This is a genomic window from Pseudomonas sp. H2_A10 (assembly GCF_054680085.1).
The window spans coordinates 4,383,414-4,399,380 of the sequence record NZ_CP162821.1; the positions used below are offsets into that span (position 1 = coordinate 4,383,414).

A 15,967-nucleotide genomic window follows, 5' to 3' on the forward strand; every position below is an offset into this window, starting at 1 on the left:
CTTGCAATAAATGACAGCGTGAGGCGGGCGTAATGCATTCCCACGCCCAGCCCTGCGTGGGCGAGAGCGGGCGCGCGATTGAACGGCGGCGGTTCTGCAAAACATGAAGTTTTATTTAGGAAGCGTTCAGGCATTTGTTGGCAAAATAGCCGCACTTCAGTGTGAATCGCTCACCAGGTAATCCTATGACCCGCATTTTGACCATCGAGGATGACGCTGTAACGGCTCGCGAGATCGTCGCCGAGCTGAGTAGCCATGGACTGGACGTAGACTGGGTGGACAACGGCCGCGAAGGCCTGGTCCGTGCCGTGAGTGGGGATTACGACTTGATCACCCTCGACCGCATGCTCCCGGAATTGGATGGCCTGGCCATCGTCACCACCCTGCGCACCATTGGTGTGTCCACGCCAATCCTGATGATCAGCGCCCTCTCTGATGTGGACGAACGCGTGCGCGGCCTGCGCGCCGGCGGTGATGACTATCTGACCAAACCGTTTGCCTCCGATGAAATGGCCGCGCGCGTCGAAGTGCTGCTGCGGCGCAAAAGCACGGTCAAGGAATTTGAAACCGCGCTGCGCGTGGCCGACCTGGAGCTCAACCTGATCAGCCGCGAAGCCAGCCGCGCCGATCAGCCCCTGAGCCTGTTGCCCACCGAATACAAATTGCTCGAATTCCTGATGCGCAACACCGGGCAGATCCTGTCGCGAATGATGATTTTCGAGGAAGTCTGGGGCTATCACTTCGACCCCGGCACCAACCTGATCGACGTGCATATCGGTCGCCTGCGCAAGAAAATCGATCCCCCGGGCCTCACGCCGCTGATCCGCACGGTACGAGGTTCGGGTTATGTCATTGCTGAACCCCTCTAAAGGCTGGCGTTCTTCCAGCAGCCGTTTGCTGGCGCTGTACAGTTCGCTGTTCGTGGCCTGGAGTTGCATCCTCATGGGGGTGCTGTATTTCGAGGTGTCCGGTTACCTGAGTGATCTGTCGCGCCATTCGCTGATGCAGCGCCAGCACCTCTTCCAGCGTTTTGACGGTGAAGAGCTGGTGGAAGCGTTGACCACCAGCATGACCTTCGACATGAAGGGCGTAGACGCCTACGGCCTGTTCGACGAGCAATTCCACCCGCTGAGTGGGCCGATCCGCGCGATCCCGCCCGACCTGCCCCTGGACGGCAAGATCCACCCGCTGAGCAACTGTGTCGACTCCGACGACCCCAAGCTGCCCAAGGACAGCTGCGATGCCGTGGCGACCCACACCGACGACGGCCGCTGGCTGGTGCTGGTGCGCGCCAACGGTTCGCTGTTCGGCGTGACGCGGATTATCTGGCACGCGTTGTTGTGGGCGCTGTCGTTGACGATTATCCCAGGCGCGGCCGGCTGGCATTTGCTACGTCGCAGGCCGTTACGGCGTATCCGTGGGATCCAGGCCAGTGCCGAGGCCATCGTCGCCGGCGACCTCACCCACCGCCTGCCGCTGTCCAATCGGCGTGACGAACTGGACATGCTCGCGGCCATCGTCAACGCGATGCTCGACCGCATCGAGAAGCTGATGAACGAGGTCAAGGGCGTGTGTGACAACATCGCCCATGACCTGCGCACCCCGCTCACCCGCCTGCGGGCGCAGCTCTACCGCATCCGGCAAGAGGCCGATCAGGGTTGCGGCTACGCGCTGAAACTGGACGACGCGATTGCCGAGACCGACACCCTGATGGCACGCTTTCGCGGGCTGTTGCGCATCTCCGAACTGGAAGACCACCAGCGCCGTTCCGGTTTCCTGGTCATGGACCCGCTGCCACTGCTGCGCGAATTGCACGACTTCTACCTGCCGCTGGCCGAAGAAGGTGAATTGCAGCTGCGCCTGGAAACCCCGGAGTCCCTGCCGTGGATCACCGGCGATCGCGCACTGCTGTTCGAAGCCCTGTCCAACCTGCTGAGCAACTCGATCAAGTTCAGCCCGGCGGGCGGTACGGTGATTTTGCGCGGGGTCAACGATGCCGGCAGCACCCGCATCGAAGTGCACGATTCCGGGCCGGGCATACCGGTAGCGGAACGCGCGGCGGTGTTCCAACGGTTTTACCGCGTGGATGAAAGTGACCAGCAAGGCGGGTTCGGATTGGGCTTGTCGATCGTGGCGGCGATCATCAACCTGCATGGGTTCAGGCTGGAGGTGGGCAGCAGTCAGCAAGGCGGCGCACGCTTGGTGCTGGAGTGCCGCCAGCAACTGATGCCCGAAGCCTGATCGATAAGCCGGCGAGGTCCAAATGTGGGAAGCGGCTTGCCCCCTCCCACATGCGTCCGGCATTGCCGGCTAGAGCGAGTCAGGCCGGGAAGTTCGCGCGCAGCGCCTCAAGCCCACCCTGGTAGACGCCAGTAAACAGCTCTTGCGCCGCCTCCTCCGTAATATCCGCCGTCGGGGTAAACACACCGGACCAGGTCACCTTCGCCGACGTGTCGGTCAACGCCTCGACCTGCAACGTCGCCAGGTACGCACTCACCGGAAATGGCGACGCTTCAATGGTGTAGCTGTAGGTACGCGCCACATTATCGAAGGTCTGCAAACGCTCGACGATCGCACCGCCGTCAGCGGTGGTCAGGTGACGCAGGCGGCCGCCTTCGCCAGGTTCGCTCTTGGCGATCAAGGGTAGCCAGTCCGGCAGGCTGTTGAAGCCGCCCACTAATTGCCAGACCGTGTCGGCCGATACCGGGATTTCAATCACTGCAAATGCTGTTGGCACGGTAAATCTCCAAACGTCATGGGAAAACGTTGCCCAGCCTGCCACGCCATGGCCTTCAATGCATCAATTCCCGCAACTGATCGACCCGCTCGGCACCCTATGCCCCTGCCCCAGCGGCCCAAGCGCTCACTTTGAAATGCAGCTAAAAAGTGGGAGGGGGCTTGCTCCCGATTGCAGTGGGTCAGTCAACCGATGCAGTGACTGACCCACCGCCATCGGGAGCAAGTCGAATCGTCGCACCGCCCCTCCCACAGGTCGATCTTCACTTGGCTCGGGATCAGTTCTTGTAGTCGGTATCCGTGCGTTCCAATTGGCGAATCAGTGCATTCCAATGCCGCGCCACGCCGGGGCCTTCGCCGCTGCTGTGGGCCTTGGCCTGTTCTTCCACCTTCGCCACCACCGCCTGCGGCGGGAACACCAACTCCGCGTTGCCGGCCGCCTGGGCCGCGATCTGGATATTGCATGCGCGCTCCAGACTTTGCAGTTGCTGGAACGCATGCTCGACGCTGATACCCGCCGTCAACAAGCCGTGGTTACGCAGGATCATCACGCTCTTGTCGCCCAGATCCGCCACCAGCCGCTCACGTTCGTCCAGGTCGAGGGCGATGCCTTCATAGCCGTGGTACGCCACGCGCCCGGAGAAGGCGATGGAATGCTGGGAGATCGGCAGCAAACCGTCCTTTTGCGCCGACACCGCAATGCCGTCGCGGGTATGGGTGTGCAACACCGCTTGCAGATCAGGCCGCGCACCGTGGATGGCGCTGTGGATCACATAGCCGGCGTAGTTGATGCCCAGGCCGGTGGGGTCGTCGACGAGGGTGCCGTCAAGATCGACCTTGACCAGGTTGGAGGCGTTGATTTCATCGAACAACAGCCCGAAGGCATTGATCAGGAAATGTTCCTGCGGGCCCGGCACGCGGGCGGAGAAGTGCGTGTAGATGTGGTCGGTCCACTTGTACAGCGCCGCCAGGCGGTAGGCGGCGGCCAGTTTGACGCGCACCTCCCACTCCTCTGGCGTAACGCGTTGGCGGACGGTGCTGGAAACGTTGGAAATCGAGGTGACGCTGCTCATGGCAAAACTTCCTGGATGGCCTTAAGGTCTTCCAGGCAAGCCTAGGGGTTTGCAAAAAATAATAAAAAGCACATTTTAATCTAAGCTAATTATTATTTTTTTCATATCAAGCTGCATCCTCGATCTTCTGCAAAGAGGCTGCGACCCACTGGCCGAACGCATCCACCGGCCCTTGCAGGTTGCCCAGAAAATGCGGGTAGATCAGCCACAGGTTCATCACCGGCTTGAAGTCCTTGAGCGGCATCACCGCCAAGTGTTCGCGGTGCGCGCTGCGTTCCAGCAACGGGCGCGGCACCAGGCCCAGGCCCAGGCCATCGGCGACCAGGCCCAGTTGCAGCTCGGTGCCGAAGGTTTCCAGGTTGACCCGCAACGCCAGGCCCTGGTCGGACAAGGTGCGCTGCAAACCGGCACGGAACCCACAGCCGTCCGGGTTGAGGACCCAACCGTTCTGGTACACATCCGCCAGCTTGCACGGTTTTTTCGGCAGTTGCGCCTTGGCACACACCACCACCAGTTCCATCTTGCCGATGGACTCGCCGACGATGTTGTCCGGGAAGATCTTGCCGGCCGGGAACAACGCCGCCGCCGCATCCAGCTCGCCGCGCTCGATCTTGCCCACCAACTGGCTACCCCAGCCGGTGGCGACCTGCGCGCGCAGCTCAGGGTATTCGCTGCGCAGGTGCTTGAGCGCATCCAACAGCACCACATCGCCGATGGTCTGCGGCACGCCCAGGCGCAACAGGCCGGTGGGCGGTGCGTCGGTGGCCACCAGTTCGCGCAGGGCGTCCATCTCGCGCAGGATCAAGCGGCATTGTTCATACACACGGGTGCCGATCAAGGTGGGCTTCAAGGGTTTGGTGTTGCGGTCGAACAACGCCACCCCCAGCGCCTGCTCGAAGTTCTGCACGCGGCGGGTGATGGCCGGCTGGGTCAATTGCAACGACTCGGCGGCATGGCTGATGGACTGGCAACGAATCACTTCGACAAAGGCATCGATATCGTCAATTTTCATTTGGGCCGCACATAGAGAACCGTCATTAAGATGTGTGCGAAGCATAGTTGCGCGAACGGCATCTGGATAGCTCGGCCTGTGATCGATAACGTCTAAGCCTAGTCTGCCCGGTTCTAAATTACCTTCAGCTATAAGCTAATCATTAAAAAATAGCATATTAAATATAAACATTATGCTTAGATAAACCCATCACCACCGACCACTCACTGGAAGCGCCATGACCCAGGCCCGACACCCCGAGAGACTCAGAGCCTTTATAGGCGCCCTGGCGGAACTGATCGACGGCAACCCACGCGAAGGCGACCTGCTGCACCGTGGCGGCAAGCTCCTGGCGCAACTGGTCAGCCATGACGACTGGCTGCCCGACGAATTTGCCCAGCCCGATCCCGAGCGCTACCAGCAGTTTTTACTGCACGCCGACTCGCGCCAGCGCTTCAGCGTGGTCAGTTTTGTATGGGGGCCGGGGCAAAGCACGCCGATTCATGACCATCGGGTATGGGGGCTGATCGGCATGTTGCGCGGCGCGGAATTGTCCCAAGGCTTTGAACGCGCGCCCGATGGCCGCCTGGTCGCCGAAGGCAAGCCGATTGAACTGGTGCCAGGCCAGGTGGAAGCCGTATCGCCCAAGGTCGGTGATATCCATCAGGTCAGCAACGCGCACAGTGACCAAGTGTCGATCAGCATTCATGTGTACGGCGCCAATATCGGTGCGGTACGCCGCGCGGTGTACCAGCCCGACGGCAGCGAAAAACTGTTTATTTCCGGTTACTCCAACGCCTTTCTCCCGAACATCTGGGATTTGTCCAAAGAAAAGAGCCCTGCCCTATGAGCACACCGACCCGCAGCTTCTCGCAGATTCGCCAGGCCCTGTTGGCGCGTGAGGAAATCGCCCTGATTGATGTACGCGAAGAAGCGCCCTTCGCCCAAGCCCACCCGTTGTTCGCGGCAAACATCCCCTTGTCCAAGCTGGAACTGGAGGTGTATTCGCGCATTCCACGGCGCGATACCCAGGTGACCGTCTACGACAACGGCGAAGGCTTGGCCAGCCGCGCCGCCGAGCGCCTGCTTGCACTGGGCTACACCCAGGTGAGCCTGCTTGAAGGTGGCCTCCACGGTTGGCGCAGCGCCGGCGGTGAGCTGTTTATCGATGTGAACGTGCCCAGCAAGGCCTTTGGCGAACTGGTGGAGAGCGAGCGCCACACGCCGTCGCTGGCCGCCGAAGAGGTACAGGCCCTGCTCGACAGCCAGGCCGATGTGGTGGTGCTCGACGCTCGCCGTTTCGACGAATACCAGACCATGAGCATCCCCACCAGCATCAGCGTGCCCGGTGCCGAGCTGGTGCTGCGCGCCCGGACACTCGCGCCCGACCCGGCCACCCGCATCATCGTCAACTGCGCCGGGCGTACCCGCAGCATTATCGGCACTCAATCACTGATCAATGCCGGCGTGGCCAACCCCGTTTCAGCGCTGCGCAACGGCACCATCGGCTGGACCCTGGCCGGGCAGACACTTGCCCATGGCCAGGCGCGCCGCTTTGCCCCGACCGCAGAAGAACACCGCCACATTGCCGCCCAAGATGCGCGCCGCGTCGCCGACAAGGCCGGCGTCGGCCGCGCCACCCTGGCGGATCTGCAACGCTGGCAGCAGGAAACGACCCGCACCACCTACCTGTTCGATGTGCGCACCCCGGAAGAATTCGAAGCCGGCCACCTGCCGGGCGCGCGCTCCACCCCGGGCGGCCAGTTGGTGCAGGAAACCGACCACGTCGCCAGCGTGCGCGGCGCGCGGCTGGTGCTGGCCGATGATGACGGCGTGCGCGCCAACATGTCGGCGTCCTGGCTCGCGCAGTTGGGTTGGGCGGTACACGTGCTGGATGATTTGCAACCCGCGCACTTCAGTGAGAAAGGTGCCTGGGTCGCCCCGGTACCCGTCCCACCCCAAGCCGAACTGATCAGCCCGCACACCCTCGCCGACTGGCTGGGCCATGGCGATACCGTGGTGCTGGACTTCACCGCCAGCGCCAACTATGTCAAGCGCCATATCCCCGGTGCCTGGTGGGTGTTGCGCGCGCAACTGCCCCAGGCCCTGGCCAAGGTGCCCGCCACCGAGCGCTATGTATTGACCTGCGGCAGCAGCCAACTGGCGCGCCTGGCGGTGGCCGAAGTCGAGGCCCTCACCGGCAAACAAGTGTTCCTGCTGCAAGGCGGCACGGCGGCGTGGATCAACGCGCAACTGCCGCTGCAAGAAGGTGAAACCCACCTGGCCTCGCCGCGCATCGACCGCTATCGCCGCCCCTATGAAGGCACCGACAACCCCAAGGAAGCCATGCAGGCCTACCTGGATTGGGAGTTCGGCCTGGTCGACCAGTTGGCCCGCGACGGCACCCACGGCTTTTATGTGATCTGACCTGTCTTCCCGCCTGCACCTGACCGGTGCAGGCCGCACCGACCCCTTTCCCGGCGGAGGTAACCACACCTTTCAATATCTGCCTGGAGCCTATCGCCCATGACATTCGCCACGCCCTTCAAACGCCTGCTATTGAGCGCCGCCCTGGCCGTCGGCCTGGCGACCACCGCCCACGCCGCCGACCTGCAACCGTTGCGGGTGGCCAATCAGAAATCCACGATCAAGGCACTGCTGGAAGCCTCAGGCGAAACCAACAATGTGCCCTACACCATCCAGTGGTCGGAATTCCCTTCCGCCTCGCCGCTGGGCGAAGCCCTGAATGCCGGCGCGGTGGATGTGGGTGCCCTGGGCGATGCGCCGTACGTGTTCGCCCTGGGTGCCGGTGCCGCGCTCAAGGTGGTGCGCATCATCCACGCCGAAGGCCGCAACACCACGGCGCTGGTGGTGCCCAAGGACTCGCCGATCAAGACGGCGGCCGATCTCAAGGGCAAGAAGATCGTCACCGGGCGCGGCTCCATCGGGCATTACCTGGCGATCAAAGCGTTGGCCGACGCCGGCCTGACCAGCCAGGACGTGCAATTCATCTTCCTGCTGCCCGCCGAGTCCCGCCTGGTGCTGGATAACGGCACCGTCGATGCCTGGGCCACCTGGGACCCCTACACCACCGTGGTCACCTCGCAAAGCCATGCGCGGGTACTGGTCAGCGGCAAGCAGTTGCTGAGCAATCACCTGTACTTCGCCGCCACCAGCCAAGCCATCGCCGACAAGCGCCCGCAACTGGAGGACTTCGTCGCCCGCGTCGATCGCGCCTATGCCTGGGCCAACACCCACCCCGAGGAATACGCCGCCGCCCAGGCAAAAATCACCGGCCTGCCGTTGGCGGTGCACATCGAAGTGGCGAAGGACACCCATCTGTCTCCGGTCGCGATTGACGACAGCGTGATCCGTGGCCTGCAAGCCACCGCCGACACCTACCAGAAAGAGGGCCTGCTGCCGCGCCACATCGACGTGTCCCAGGGCTTCGACAAGCGCTTTAACGCCACGCGTACCCCCAACGATCAAGCCTCGCGCTGAAGGAGCAGAACATGAGCCAGTCACATCCATCCACACCACGGCATTTGAAACTGGGGGCCATGGTGCATGGCGTCGGCCACGGCTGGGGCGAATGGCGCCACCCGCAGGCGCAACCAAATGCCAGCACCCATTTTGCGTTCTACAAGCAGCAGACCGAGTTGGCCGAAGCCGCCAAATTCGACTTTGTGTTCATCGCCGACAGCCTGCATATCCATGCCAAATCCAGCCCGCATTACCTCAACCGTTTCGAGCCGCTGACCATTCTGTCGGCATTGGCCGCGCTGACGACGAATATCGGCCTGGTCGCCACAGTGACCGTCAGCTACACCGAGCCCTACCAAGTGGCGCGCCAGTTTGCCTCCCTGGACCATATCAGCGGCGGCCGCGCCGGTTGGAACGTGGTGACCTCCTGGCTCAGCGGCACCGCCGATAACTTCGGTAAAGCCCAACACCCACCCCATGCCGTGCGCTATCGCATCGCCAAGGAACACCTGAATGTGGTCAAGGGCCTGTGGGACTCCTGGGAAGACGACGCCTTCACCTATAACAAGCACAGCGGCGAATTTTTCACCCCGCACAAGCTGCATGCGTTGAACCATAAGGGCGAGTTTTTCTCGGTTAAAGGGCCGTTGAATATCGCCCGTTCGCGCCAGGGCCAGCCGGCCATTTTCCAGGCCGGCACCTCGGAGGACGGGCGCAACTTCGCCGCCGAAAACGCCGACGCGATCTTTGTGCATGTGGAGAGCATCGAGGAAGGCCTGGCCTACACGCAGGACCTCAAGCGCCGCGCCAAAGGCTTTGGCCGCGACGTGAACAGCCTGTCGATTCTGCCCGGCATTCGCCCGATTGTCGGCCGCGACGCCGCTGAAGTGGAAAGCCGCTATCAGCAAGCCGTGGACCTGGTCACCGTGGAAGACGCCATCGTCGCCCTCGGCCGCCCGTTCAACGACCACGACTTCAGCCAATACCCCTTGGACGAACCCTTCCCGGAACTCGGTGACCTGGGCTCCAACAGCCAGAAAGGCGGCTCCGATCGCATCAAGCAACTGGCGCGCGACGAAGGCCTGACCCTGCGCGAAGTGGCCTTGCGTTTCTCGCGGCCCAAGCGCGATTTTGTCGGCACCCCGGAGCAGGTCGCCGATGCGATCCAGGCGTGGTTCGAGGCCGGCGCCAGCGATGGTTTCATCATCAATTCGGTGCTGCCGGACGGTTTGCAGTACTTCACCGAATGGGTGGTGCCGGTGTTGCAACAGCGTGGCCTGTTCCGCAGCGAATACAGCGGCCAGACCCTGCGCGACAACCTCGGCCTGGCAGTGCCGGCCAATCGCTACAGCGTCGTCCACGCCCCGCAAACGGCATTGGCTTGAACAATGCCCCTGCCCTTTTTTTGACCGAGTACTTGTTATGACCCAACCGTCCTTACGCTCCGTGGAAGTCGCGCACTTCGACGCCCTGCTCGAACGTCTCACCCTTGAGCTGGCCGACACCGCGCCGCAGTACGATGAAAGCGGCGCCTTCCCCCATGCCAATTTCAAACGGTTGCACGAGCACGGCCTGCTCGCCCTGACGGTGCCCAAGGCCTTGGGCGGCAGTGGGGCCAGCCTGCCCCAGGCACGCAGGGCGATCAGCGCAATTGCCAAGGGCGAGCCGTCCACGGCGTTGATCCTGGTGATGCAATACCTGCAACACACGCGCCTGCAAGACAGCAAGAGCTGGCCTGCGCACCTGCGTACCCAAGTGGCGACGCAAGCGGTACGCAACGGCGCGCTGATCAACGCGTTGCGCGTCGAGCCCGACCTCGGCACCCCGGCCCGTGGCGGCCTGCCGGCAACCACCGCCGTGCGCACGGCCGAGGGCTGGCGGATCAGCGGGCGCAAGATCTACTCCACCGGCAGCCATGGCCTCAGCTGGTTCAGCGTCTGGGCGCGCAGCGACGACGCCGACCCGCTGGTGGGCACCTGGCTGGTGCCCAAGGACAGCCCCGGCATCCGCATCATCGACACCTGGGACCACCTGGGCATGCGCGCCACCTGCAGCCATGACGTGGTGCTCGACAACGTGCTGGTGCCGCTGGATCACGCGGTCAGCGTCAGCCCCTGGAGCGCGCCGCAACCCGAGCTGGATGCCGAAGGCTTGCTGTGGATGTCGGTGTTGCTGTCCTCGGTGTATGACGCCGTGGCCCAGGCCGCGCGCGACTGGCTGGTGAACTGGCTGGAAGAGCGCCAGCCGTCCAACCTGGGTGCCGCGCTGTCGACCCTGCCGCGCTTCCAGGAAACCGTTGGGCATATCGACACCCTGCTGTTTGCCAACCGCAGCCTGCTCGACGCCGCCGCCGAAGGCCATACCCCGGCGGCCCATGCGGCGCAGTTGAAGTACCTGGTGACCCATAACGCCATTCGCGCGGTGGAGCTGGCCATCGAGGCCTCGGGCAACCCCGGCCTGTCGCGCCACAGCCCGTTGCAGCGGCACTACCGCGACGTACTGTGCAGCCGCGTGCATACCCCACAGAACGACGCCGTGCTGCAAGGCGTCGGCAAAGCCGTGTTCGCCCAACGCCAGAAGGTACGCGCATGAGTCAGGTGATTATCGCCAGCCAACTGGACGAGGACTTCAACCAGGTGATCCGCGAACGCCTGGCGTCGCTGCATCCCCAGGCCCAGGTAATCGGCGTGCCCATCGGGGTACCGAGCGACCTGCCGCCCCACGCGAATATCCTGCTGCTGCGCCCGATCAACGTGCGCGGCTACACCGCCCCAAACACCCCACCACCGGGCTGGCCCTACGGCGCGCAATGGGTGCATCTGGTTTCATCGGGCATCGACTTCTATCCGCAATGGCTGTTCAACGGCCCGCCGGTCACCACCTCGCGCGGCAGCGCCGCCGACAACCTGGCCGAATTCGCCCTGGCGGCGATTTTTGCCGCATCCAAGCATCTGCCGGACATTTGGGTGAAAGACTCACACTGGAATTTCACCCCATTGCGCCCCCTCAAGGGCACCACGTTGGGCCTCTTCGGTTTTGGCGCGATCGGTGAGCGCCTGGCGCACAAGGCCCAGGCATTGGGCATCAAGGTGATAGCGCTGCGGCACAGCCAGGCGCCTTTTGCGCCAGGCGTGGAAGCCGCCAGGGACATCCACGATCTGTTCGCCCGCGCCGACCACCTGGTGCTGGCGGCGCCGTTGAACGAGGCCACCCGCAACATCGTCGACCGCGACGTATTGGCCCGCGCCAAGCCAGGGCTGCACCTGATCAACATCGCGCGCGGCGGGCTGCTGGATCAGGAGGCGCTGCTCGAAGCACTGGACAACGGCCGGATCGGCCTCGCCTCACTGGACGTGACCGAGCCGGAACCCTTGCCGGACGGGCACCCGCTGTACAGCCACCCACGGGTGCGTGTGTCGCCACACACATCGGCGATTTCAACCAACAGCCGGCAGGAGATCGCGGATACGTTTTTGGCCAACCTGCACCGCTACCTCCGTGGCCAGGCCCTGGAGAACCTCGTCACTGCGCCGCTCAACAGCCGCTAGCCAGGCGCTCGCGCAGAAACGCCACCAGCGCCTGTACCGGTCGCGAACTCTGCCGGTGCTGGGGATACACCGCCGACAAGGTCAGGGCCTCAGGCGCAAAATCTTCGAGAATCGTGACCAGGCGACCGTCCTTCAACGCATCGCCGACGATAAAGGTGGGCAAGTACGTGACACCTAAGCCGGCAATGGCGGTGTCACGCAGCAGATCGCCGTTGTTCACGCGCATGCGACCGCTGACATTCAGCGCCTGCAGCTTGCCTTTGAAGCGCCACTGCACCTGGCGACCATGACCATAGGGCAGGCAGTCATGCTCGGCGAGGTCTTCAGGTTTTTGCGGCGTGCCACGCAGCGCCAGGTACCCGGGGCTGGCGCAGTAGACGCGTTCGATACTGGCAATACGGCGGGCAATCAGGGTGGAATCTTCCAGGATGCCGATACGCAGCACCAGGTCGTAACCCTCGCCGATCAGGTCCACCGGGCGGTCGCTGAGGTCGACTTCCACCGACACTTGCGGGTGGCGCTGCAGGAACAACGGCAACAGGCAGCCCAGGTGCGCCATGGCGAACGACAACGGCGCGCTCAGCCGAATGGTGCCGCGCGGTTCGCTGTTCTGGCCGGCGATACCCTGCTCCACCTGTTCGACTTCACCGAGCAGGCGCAAGGCCGACTCGTAGTAACTCTGCCCCAGCGGCGTGATATCCAGGCGACGTGTGGAGCGGTTGAGCAGACGTACGCCGAGGCGGTCTTCCAGCTGGATCAGGCGGCGACTGACGAACTGCTTGGACAGGCCCAGTTGCTCGGCGGCAGCGGTGAAACTGCCGGACTCCATGACCTGGCAGAACAGACGCATGTCTTCGAAGGGGTTCATTGTCGCTTCTCGGTGGACATTTATTGGATTTATAACTGGATAGTCGCAACACCACAAATCAAATGTGGGAGGGAGCTTGCTCCCGATAGCGGTGGGTCAGTCTCAGCATCAATGACTGATACACCGTTATCGGGAGCAAGTCGAATCGTCGCACCGCCCCTCCCACAAGGGACTGCCTACAGCTCTGAGACCGAATTACTTGGCAGTCAACGCCGAGTAGCTGTTCATCAGGTTGCGGTAGTTGGGGATGCGCGGCGACAGCAGGTTGGCCAGGCCTTCCATGTCGTTGCGCCAGTCAACTTGCAGCTCGCAGGCCACGGCGAACCAGTTGACCAGTTGCGCACCGGCAGCGGTCATGCGCGCCCAGGCGGCTTGTTGCACGGTTTCGTTGAAAGTGCCGGAAGCGTCGGTGACCACGAACACTTCAAAGCCTTCGGCGAGGGCGCACAGGGTTGGGAACGCTACGCATACGTCGGTCACTACACCGGCGATGATGATCTGCTTGCGGCCGGTGGCTTTTACCGCCTTGACGAAATCTTCGTTGTCCCAAGCATTAATCTGGCCAGGACGGGCAATGTACGGCGCGTCCGGGAACAGCTCTTTCAACTCGGGAACCAACGGGCCGTTGGGGCCGCTCTCAAAGCTGGTAGTGAGGATGGTCGGCAATTTGAAGAACTTGGCCACGTCGGCCAGGGCCAACACGTTGTTCTTGAATTCGTTGGGGGAGAAATCCTGTACCAGGGAGATCAGGCCAGTCTGGTGATCGACCAACAGTACGACGGCATCGTCTTTGTTCAAGCGTTTGTAAGTCATGGGTTAACTCCTTCGTGGGTTTTTAATAGTCAGAACGCAAAGCATGAGCAGCCAAACGCACCCCAGAAGCCCTGGAAGTCGCTGACCGGCACACTGGAAAGGCGGGCTTTTTCATGGCCGTGGGCATGCACGCCGCAGGGGCCACTGCATTGGTGTACTTGAGCTTGCAAAGGTGAACTGGGGCGCCAGTGGCCCGGCACCTTGGCCACCGGCGACCAGTCGGGCAGCACCGGCACGCGCGGCGGTGCGTAATCTTCGAAGTCGCCGGCGCCGTACACCACGTTGCCGCCGACCACGGTCAGTACCGATTCAATCCACTTGATGGCTTCTTCATCGACGCTGAAAAAATCCGCCGACAGCGCCGCAACGTCCGCCAATTGGCCGACCTTGATCTGGCCTTTCTTGCCCTGCTCGGACGAGAACCAGGCGCTGCCGTGGGTGAACAGCTCCAGCGCGGTGAGGCGCGGCAGGCCTTCGGCGTGCAGTTCCAGGCCACCGACGGTGCGCCCGCTGACCATCCAGTACAGCGAGGTCCATGGGTTGTAGCTCGACACTCGCGTGGCGTCGGTGCCCGCGCCTACCGGCACACCCTCGGCGAGCATGCGCTTGATCGGCGGCGTGGCCTCGGCGGCCTTGGCGCCGTAGCGCTCCACAAAATATTCGCCCTGGAACGCCATGCGGTCCTGGATCGCAATACCGCCGCCCAGGGCACGTACGCGCTCGATGTTTTGCGGCGTGATGGTTTCGGCGTGGTCGAAGAACCACGGCAGGCCATTGAACGGGATGTCGCGGTTGACCGTCTCGAACACGTCGAGCATGCGCGAGATGGATTCGTCGTACGTGGCATGCAGACGGAACGGCCAACGTTGCTCCACCAAGTGGCGCACCACCGGCTCCAGTTCCTGCTCCATGGTCAATGGCAGGTCCGGGCGCGGTTCGAGGAAGTCTTCAAAGTCCGCCGCCGAAAACACCAGCATCTCGCCCGCGCCGTTGTGACGCAGGTAGTCGTCGCCCTGGTGCAGGGTGACGCTGCCGGTCCAGTTCTTGAAGTCGCTGAGTTCTTCCTTGGGCTTTTGAGTGAACAGGTTGTAGGCGATGCGCACCGTCAGCTGTTTGTCCTTGGCCAGTTGCTCGATCACCGCGTAGTCATCGGGGTAGTTCTGGAAACCACCGCCGGCGTCGATAGCGCTGGTGAGGCCCAGGCGATTGAGTTCGCGCATGAACTGTCGGGTCGAGTTGACCTGATATTCCAGCGGCAGTTTCGGGCCCTTGGCCAGGGTCGAATACAGAATCATCGCGTTGGGCCGCGCCACCAGCATGCCGGTGGGGTTGCCATTGCTGTCGCGCACGATCTCGCCGCCCGGCGGGTTCGGCGTGTCCTTGGTGTAGCCGGCCACGCGCAGGGCGGCACGGTTGAGCAAGGCACGGTCGTACAGGTGCAATACGAACACCGGGGTGTCCGGGGCGGCCTGGTTGAGTTCCTCCAGGGTGGGCATGCGCTTTTCGGCGAACTGGAATTCGTTCCAGCCGCCGACCACGCGCACCCATTGTGGCGTGGGGGTGCGGTCGGCCTGGTCCTTGAGCATGCGCAAGGCATCGGCCAGGGATGGCACGCCTTCCCAGCGCAGTTCGAGGTTGTAGTTCAAGCCGCCACGGATGAGGTGCAGGTGGGAGTCATTGAGCCCCGGGATGACGGTGCGACCCTTGAGGTCGATCACCTGGGTGCCGCTCCCCTTCAGGGCCATGGCTTCACCGTCGGTACCGACCGCAACGAAGCGGCCCTGGCGGATGGCGACGGCCGTCGCGCGCGGGTTTTCACGGTCCACGGTGTGGAATTGGCCATTGAACAGAATCAGATCGGCGTTCATAGGGTTTCCTTTACAGAGGCTTCGAGCCAGGGAGCGAACAGGCGGGTGGCGGCCGGCATCAGCAGGTAGACCACCAGCAGGACGATGGTCAGGGTGACCAGGAAGGTCGAGACCACGTAGTTGGACAGGAACGGGTGCAACCGCAGGATCGGGCCCCAGATAAAGGGCAGCAGCAGGGTTTGCGGCAGAATCACACACAGGCTGACCACCGCCTGCTTCCAACGCGGCGGCTTGGCCGCACTGTCGGCCAGGGGCGAGAACCAGAACTCATTGGCCGCGCCGATTTCGGTGTTGTCGCCGTCGGCCAGCATGGGCGAGGCTTCGGCGATCAGGGTGTTACGTTCGGCGGAGTCGAGCCAGGTTTGCAGGTCATGGGTGGAGCGGTAGCGCAATACGCAGGTGAACAGCGTCAGGCCGTTCTGCCGGCTGCGTACCACATCCACGCCGAGGTGGCCGGGACGCTCGCCGGCGATACGCACGATGCGGCGTAGCCAGGCTTCGTAGTTGGCTTCCTGGCCTTGTTTGATCAGGTGTTTGACCACCAGGGTGACGACTTCGTCAGGCCCTGTTTTTGCTGCTGGGTCCAT

Annotated in this window: 15 protein-coding genes; 8 read left to right on the forward strand and 7 right to left on the reverse strand. The window is 63.0% G+C overall.

Annotated elements, in window-relative coordinates; genetic code table 11:
- Positions 1-185: 185 nt before the first annotated feature.
- The gene (locus AB4O23_RS20525) at positions 186-869 is read left to right on the forward strand and encodes a response regulator transcription factor (RefSeq protein WP_010564812.1); all 684 of its coding nucleotides are present in this window, start codon (positions 186-188) and stop codon (positions 867-869) included.
- A complete protein-coding gene (locus AB4O23_RS20530) occupies positions 847-2,241 on the forward strand; it encodes a sensor histidine kinase (RefSeq protein ID WP_017530315.1) in 1,395 nt (464 codons plus the stop codon). The genes AB4O23_RS20525 and AB4O23_RS20530 overlap by 23 nt, the downstream gene beginning before the upstream one ends.
- 79 nt (positions 2,242-2,320) lie before the next feature.
- On the opposite strand, the gene AB4O23_RS20535 is transcribed toward AB4O23_RS20530, so the two are convergent.
- From AB4O23_RS20535 to AB4O23_RS20545, 3 genes are all read right to left on the reverse strand, one after another.
- Positions 2,321-2,737, reverse strand: a complete 417-nt coding sequence (locus tag AB4O23_RS20535; protein ID WP_135196527.1) for an SRPBCC family protein — start codon at positions 2,735-2,737, stop codon at positions 2,321-2,323.
- 277 nt (positions 2,738-3,014) lie between these two features.
- The gene (locus AB4O23_RS20540) at positions 3,015-3,809 is read right to left on the reverse strand and encodes a class II aldolase/adducin family protein (RefSeq protein ID WP_017530313.1); all 795 of its coding nucleotides are present in this window, start codon (positions 3,807-3,809) and stop codon (positions 3,015-3,017) included.
- Positions 3,810-3,915: 106 nt separating this feature from the next.
- Complete coding sequence (locus AB4O23_RS20545) at positions 3,916-4,821, reverse strand: LysR family transcriptional regulator (RefSeq protein WP_137220258.1); 906 nt, start codon at positions 4,819-4,821, stop codon at positions 3,916-3,918.
- 217 nt (positions 4,822-5,038) lie between these two features.
- Here AB4O23_RS20545 and AB4O23_RS20550 point away from each other — a divergent pair, with 217 nt between their 5' ends.
- The 6 genes from AB4O23_RS20550 (at position 5,039) to AB4O23_RS20575 (ending at position 11,831) form a co-directional block, all read left to right on the forward strand.
- On the forward strand, positions 5,039-5,650 hold the full coding sequence (locus tag AB4O23_RS20550) for a cysteine dioxygenase family protein (RefSeq protein ID WP_017530311.1): 612 nt from the start codon (positions 5,039-5,041) through the stop codon (positions 5,648-5,650).
- Positions 5,647-7,227, forward strand: coding sequence for a rhodanese-related sulfurtransferase (locus AB4O23_RS20555; protein WP_065878313.1), 1,581 nt, complete (start codon positions 5,647-5,649; stop codon positions 7,225-7,227). Before AB4O23_RS20550 ends, AB4O23_RS20555 begins: the two co-directional genes overlap by 4 nt.
- 99 nt (positions 7,228-7,326) lie before the next feature.
- On the forward strand, positions 7,327-8,301 hold the full coding sequence (locus tag AB4O23_RS20560; protein WP_017530309.1) for an ABC transporter substrate-binding protein: 975 nt from the start codon (positions 7,327-7,329) through the stop codon (positions 8,299-8,301).
- An 11-nt stretch (positions 8,302-8,312) separates the two neighbouring features.
- Positions 8,313-9,668, forward strand: a complete 1,356-nt coding sequence (locus tag AB4O23_RS20565; RefSeq protein WP_065878311.1) for an LLM class flavin-dependent oxidoreductase — start codon at positions 8,313-8,315, stop codon at positions 9,666-9,668.
- A 37-nt stretch (positions 9,669-9,705) separates the two neighbouring features.
- Positions 9,706-10,875, forward strand: coding sequence for an acyl-CoA dehydrogenase family protein (locus tag AB4O23_RS20570; protein ID WP_065878309.1), 1,170 nt, complete (start codon positions 9,706-9,708; stop codon positions 10,873-10,875).
- The gene (locus AB4O23_RS20575) at positions 10,872-11,831 is read left to right on the forward strand and encodes a D-isomer specific 2-hydroxyacid dehydrogenase family protein (protein ID WP_068934740.1); all 960 of its coding nucleotides are present in this window, start codon (positions 10,872-10,874) and stop codon (positions 11,829-11,831) included. Before AB4O23_RS20570 ends, AB4O23_RS20575 begins: the two co-directional genes overlap by 4 nt.
- On the opposite strand, the gene AB4O23_RS20580 is transcribed toward AB4O23_RS20575, so the two are convergent.
- The 4 genes from AB4O23_RS20580 to AB4O23_RS20595 form a co-directional block, all read right to left on the reverse strand.
- The gene (locus tag AB4O23_RS20580) at positions 11,818-12,699 is read right to left on the reverse strand and encodes a LysR family transcriptional regulator (protein ID WP_017530305.1); all 882 of its coding nucleotides are present in this window, start codon (positions 12,697-12,699) and stop codon (positions 11,818-11,820) included. The two genes, AB4O23_RS20575 and AB4O23_RS20580, sit on opposite strands and share 14 nt — an antisense overlap.
- Before the next feature lie 195 nt (positions 12,700-12,894).
- Entirely contained in the window at positions 12,895-13,512 is a 618-nt protein-coding gene (gene ycaC, locus AB4O23_RS20585) for an isochorismate family cysteine hydrolase YcaC (RefSeq protein ID WP_017530304.1), read from the reverse strand.
- A gap of 29 nt (positions 13,513-13,541) precedes the next feature.
- Positions 13,542-15,380 (reverse strand): amidohydrolase, encoded by a 1,839-nt coding sequence (locus AB4O23_RS20590; protein ID WP_460060378.1) that lies wholly within the window; start codon positions 15,378-15,380, stop codon positions 13,542-13,544.
- The gene (locus AB4O23_RS20595; protein WP_065878303.1) at positions 15,377-15,967 is read right to left on the reverse strand and encodes an antibiotic biosynthesis monooxygenase; all 591 of its coding nucleotides are present in this window, start codon (positions 15,965-15,967) and stop codon (positions 15,377-15,379) included. Before AB4O23_RS20595 ends, AB4O23_RS20590 begins: the two co-directional genes overlap by 4 nt.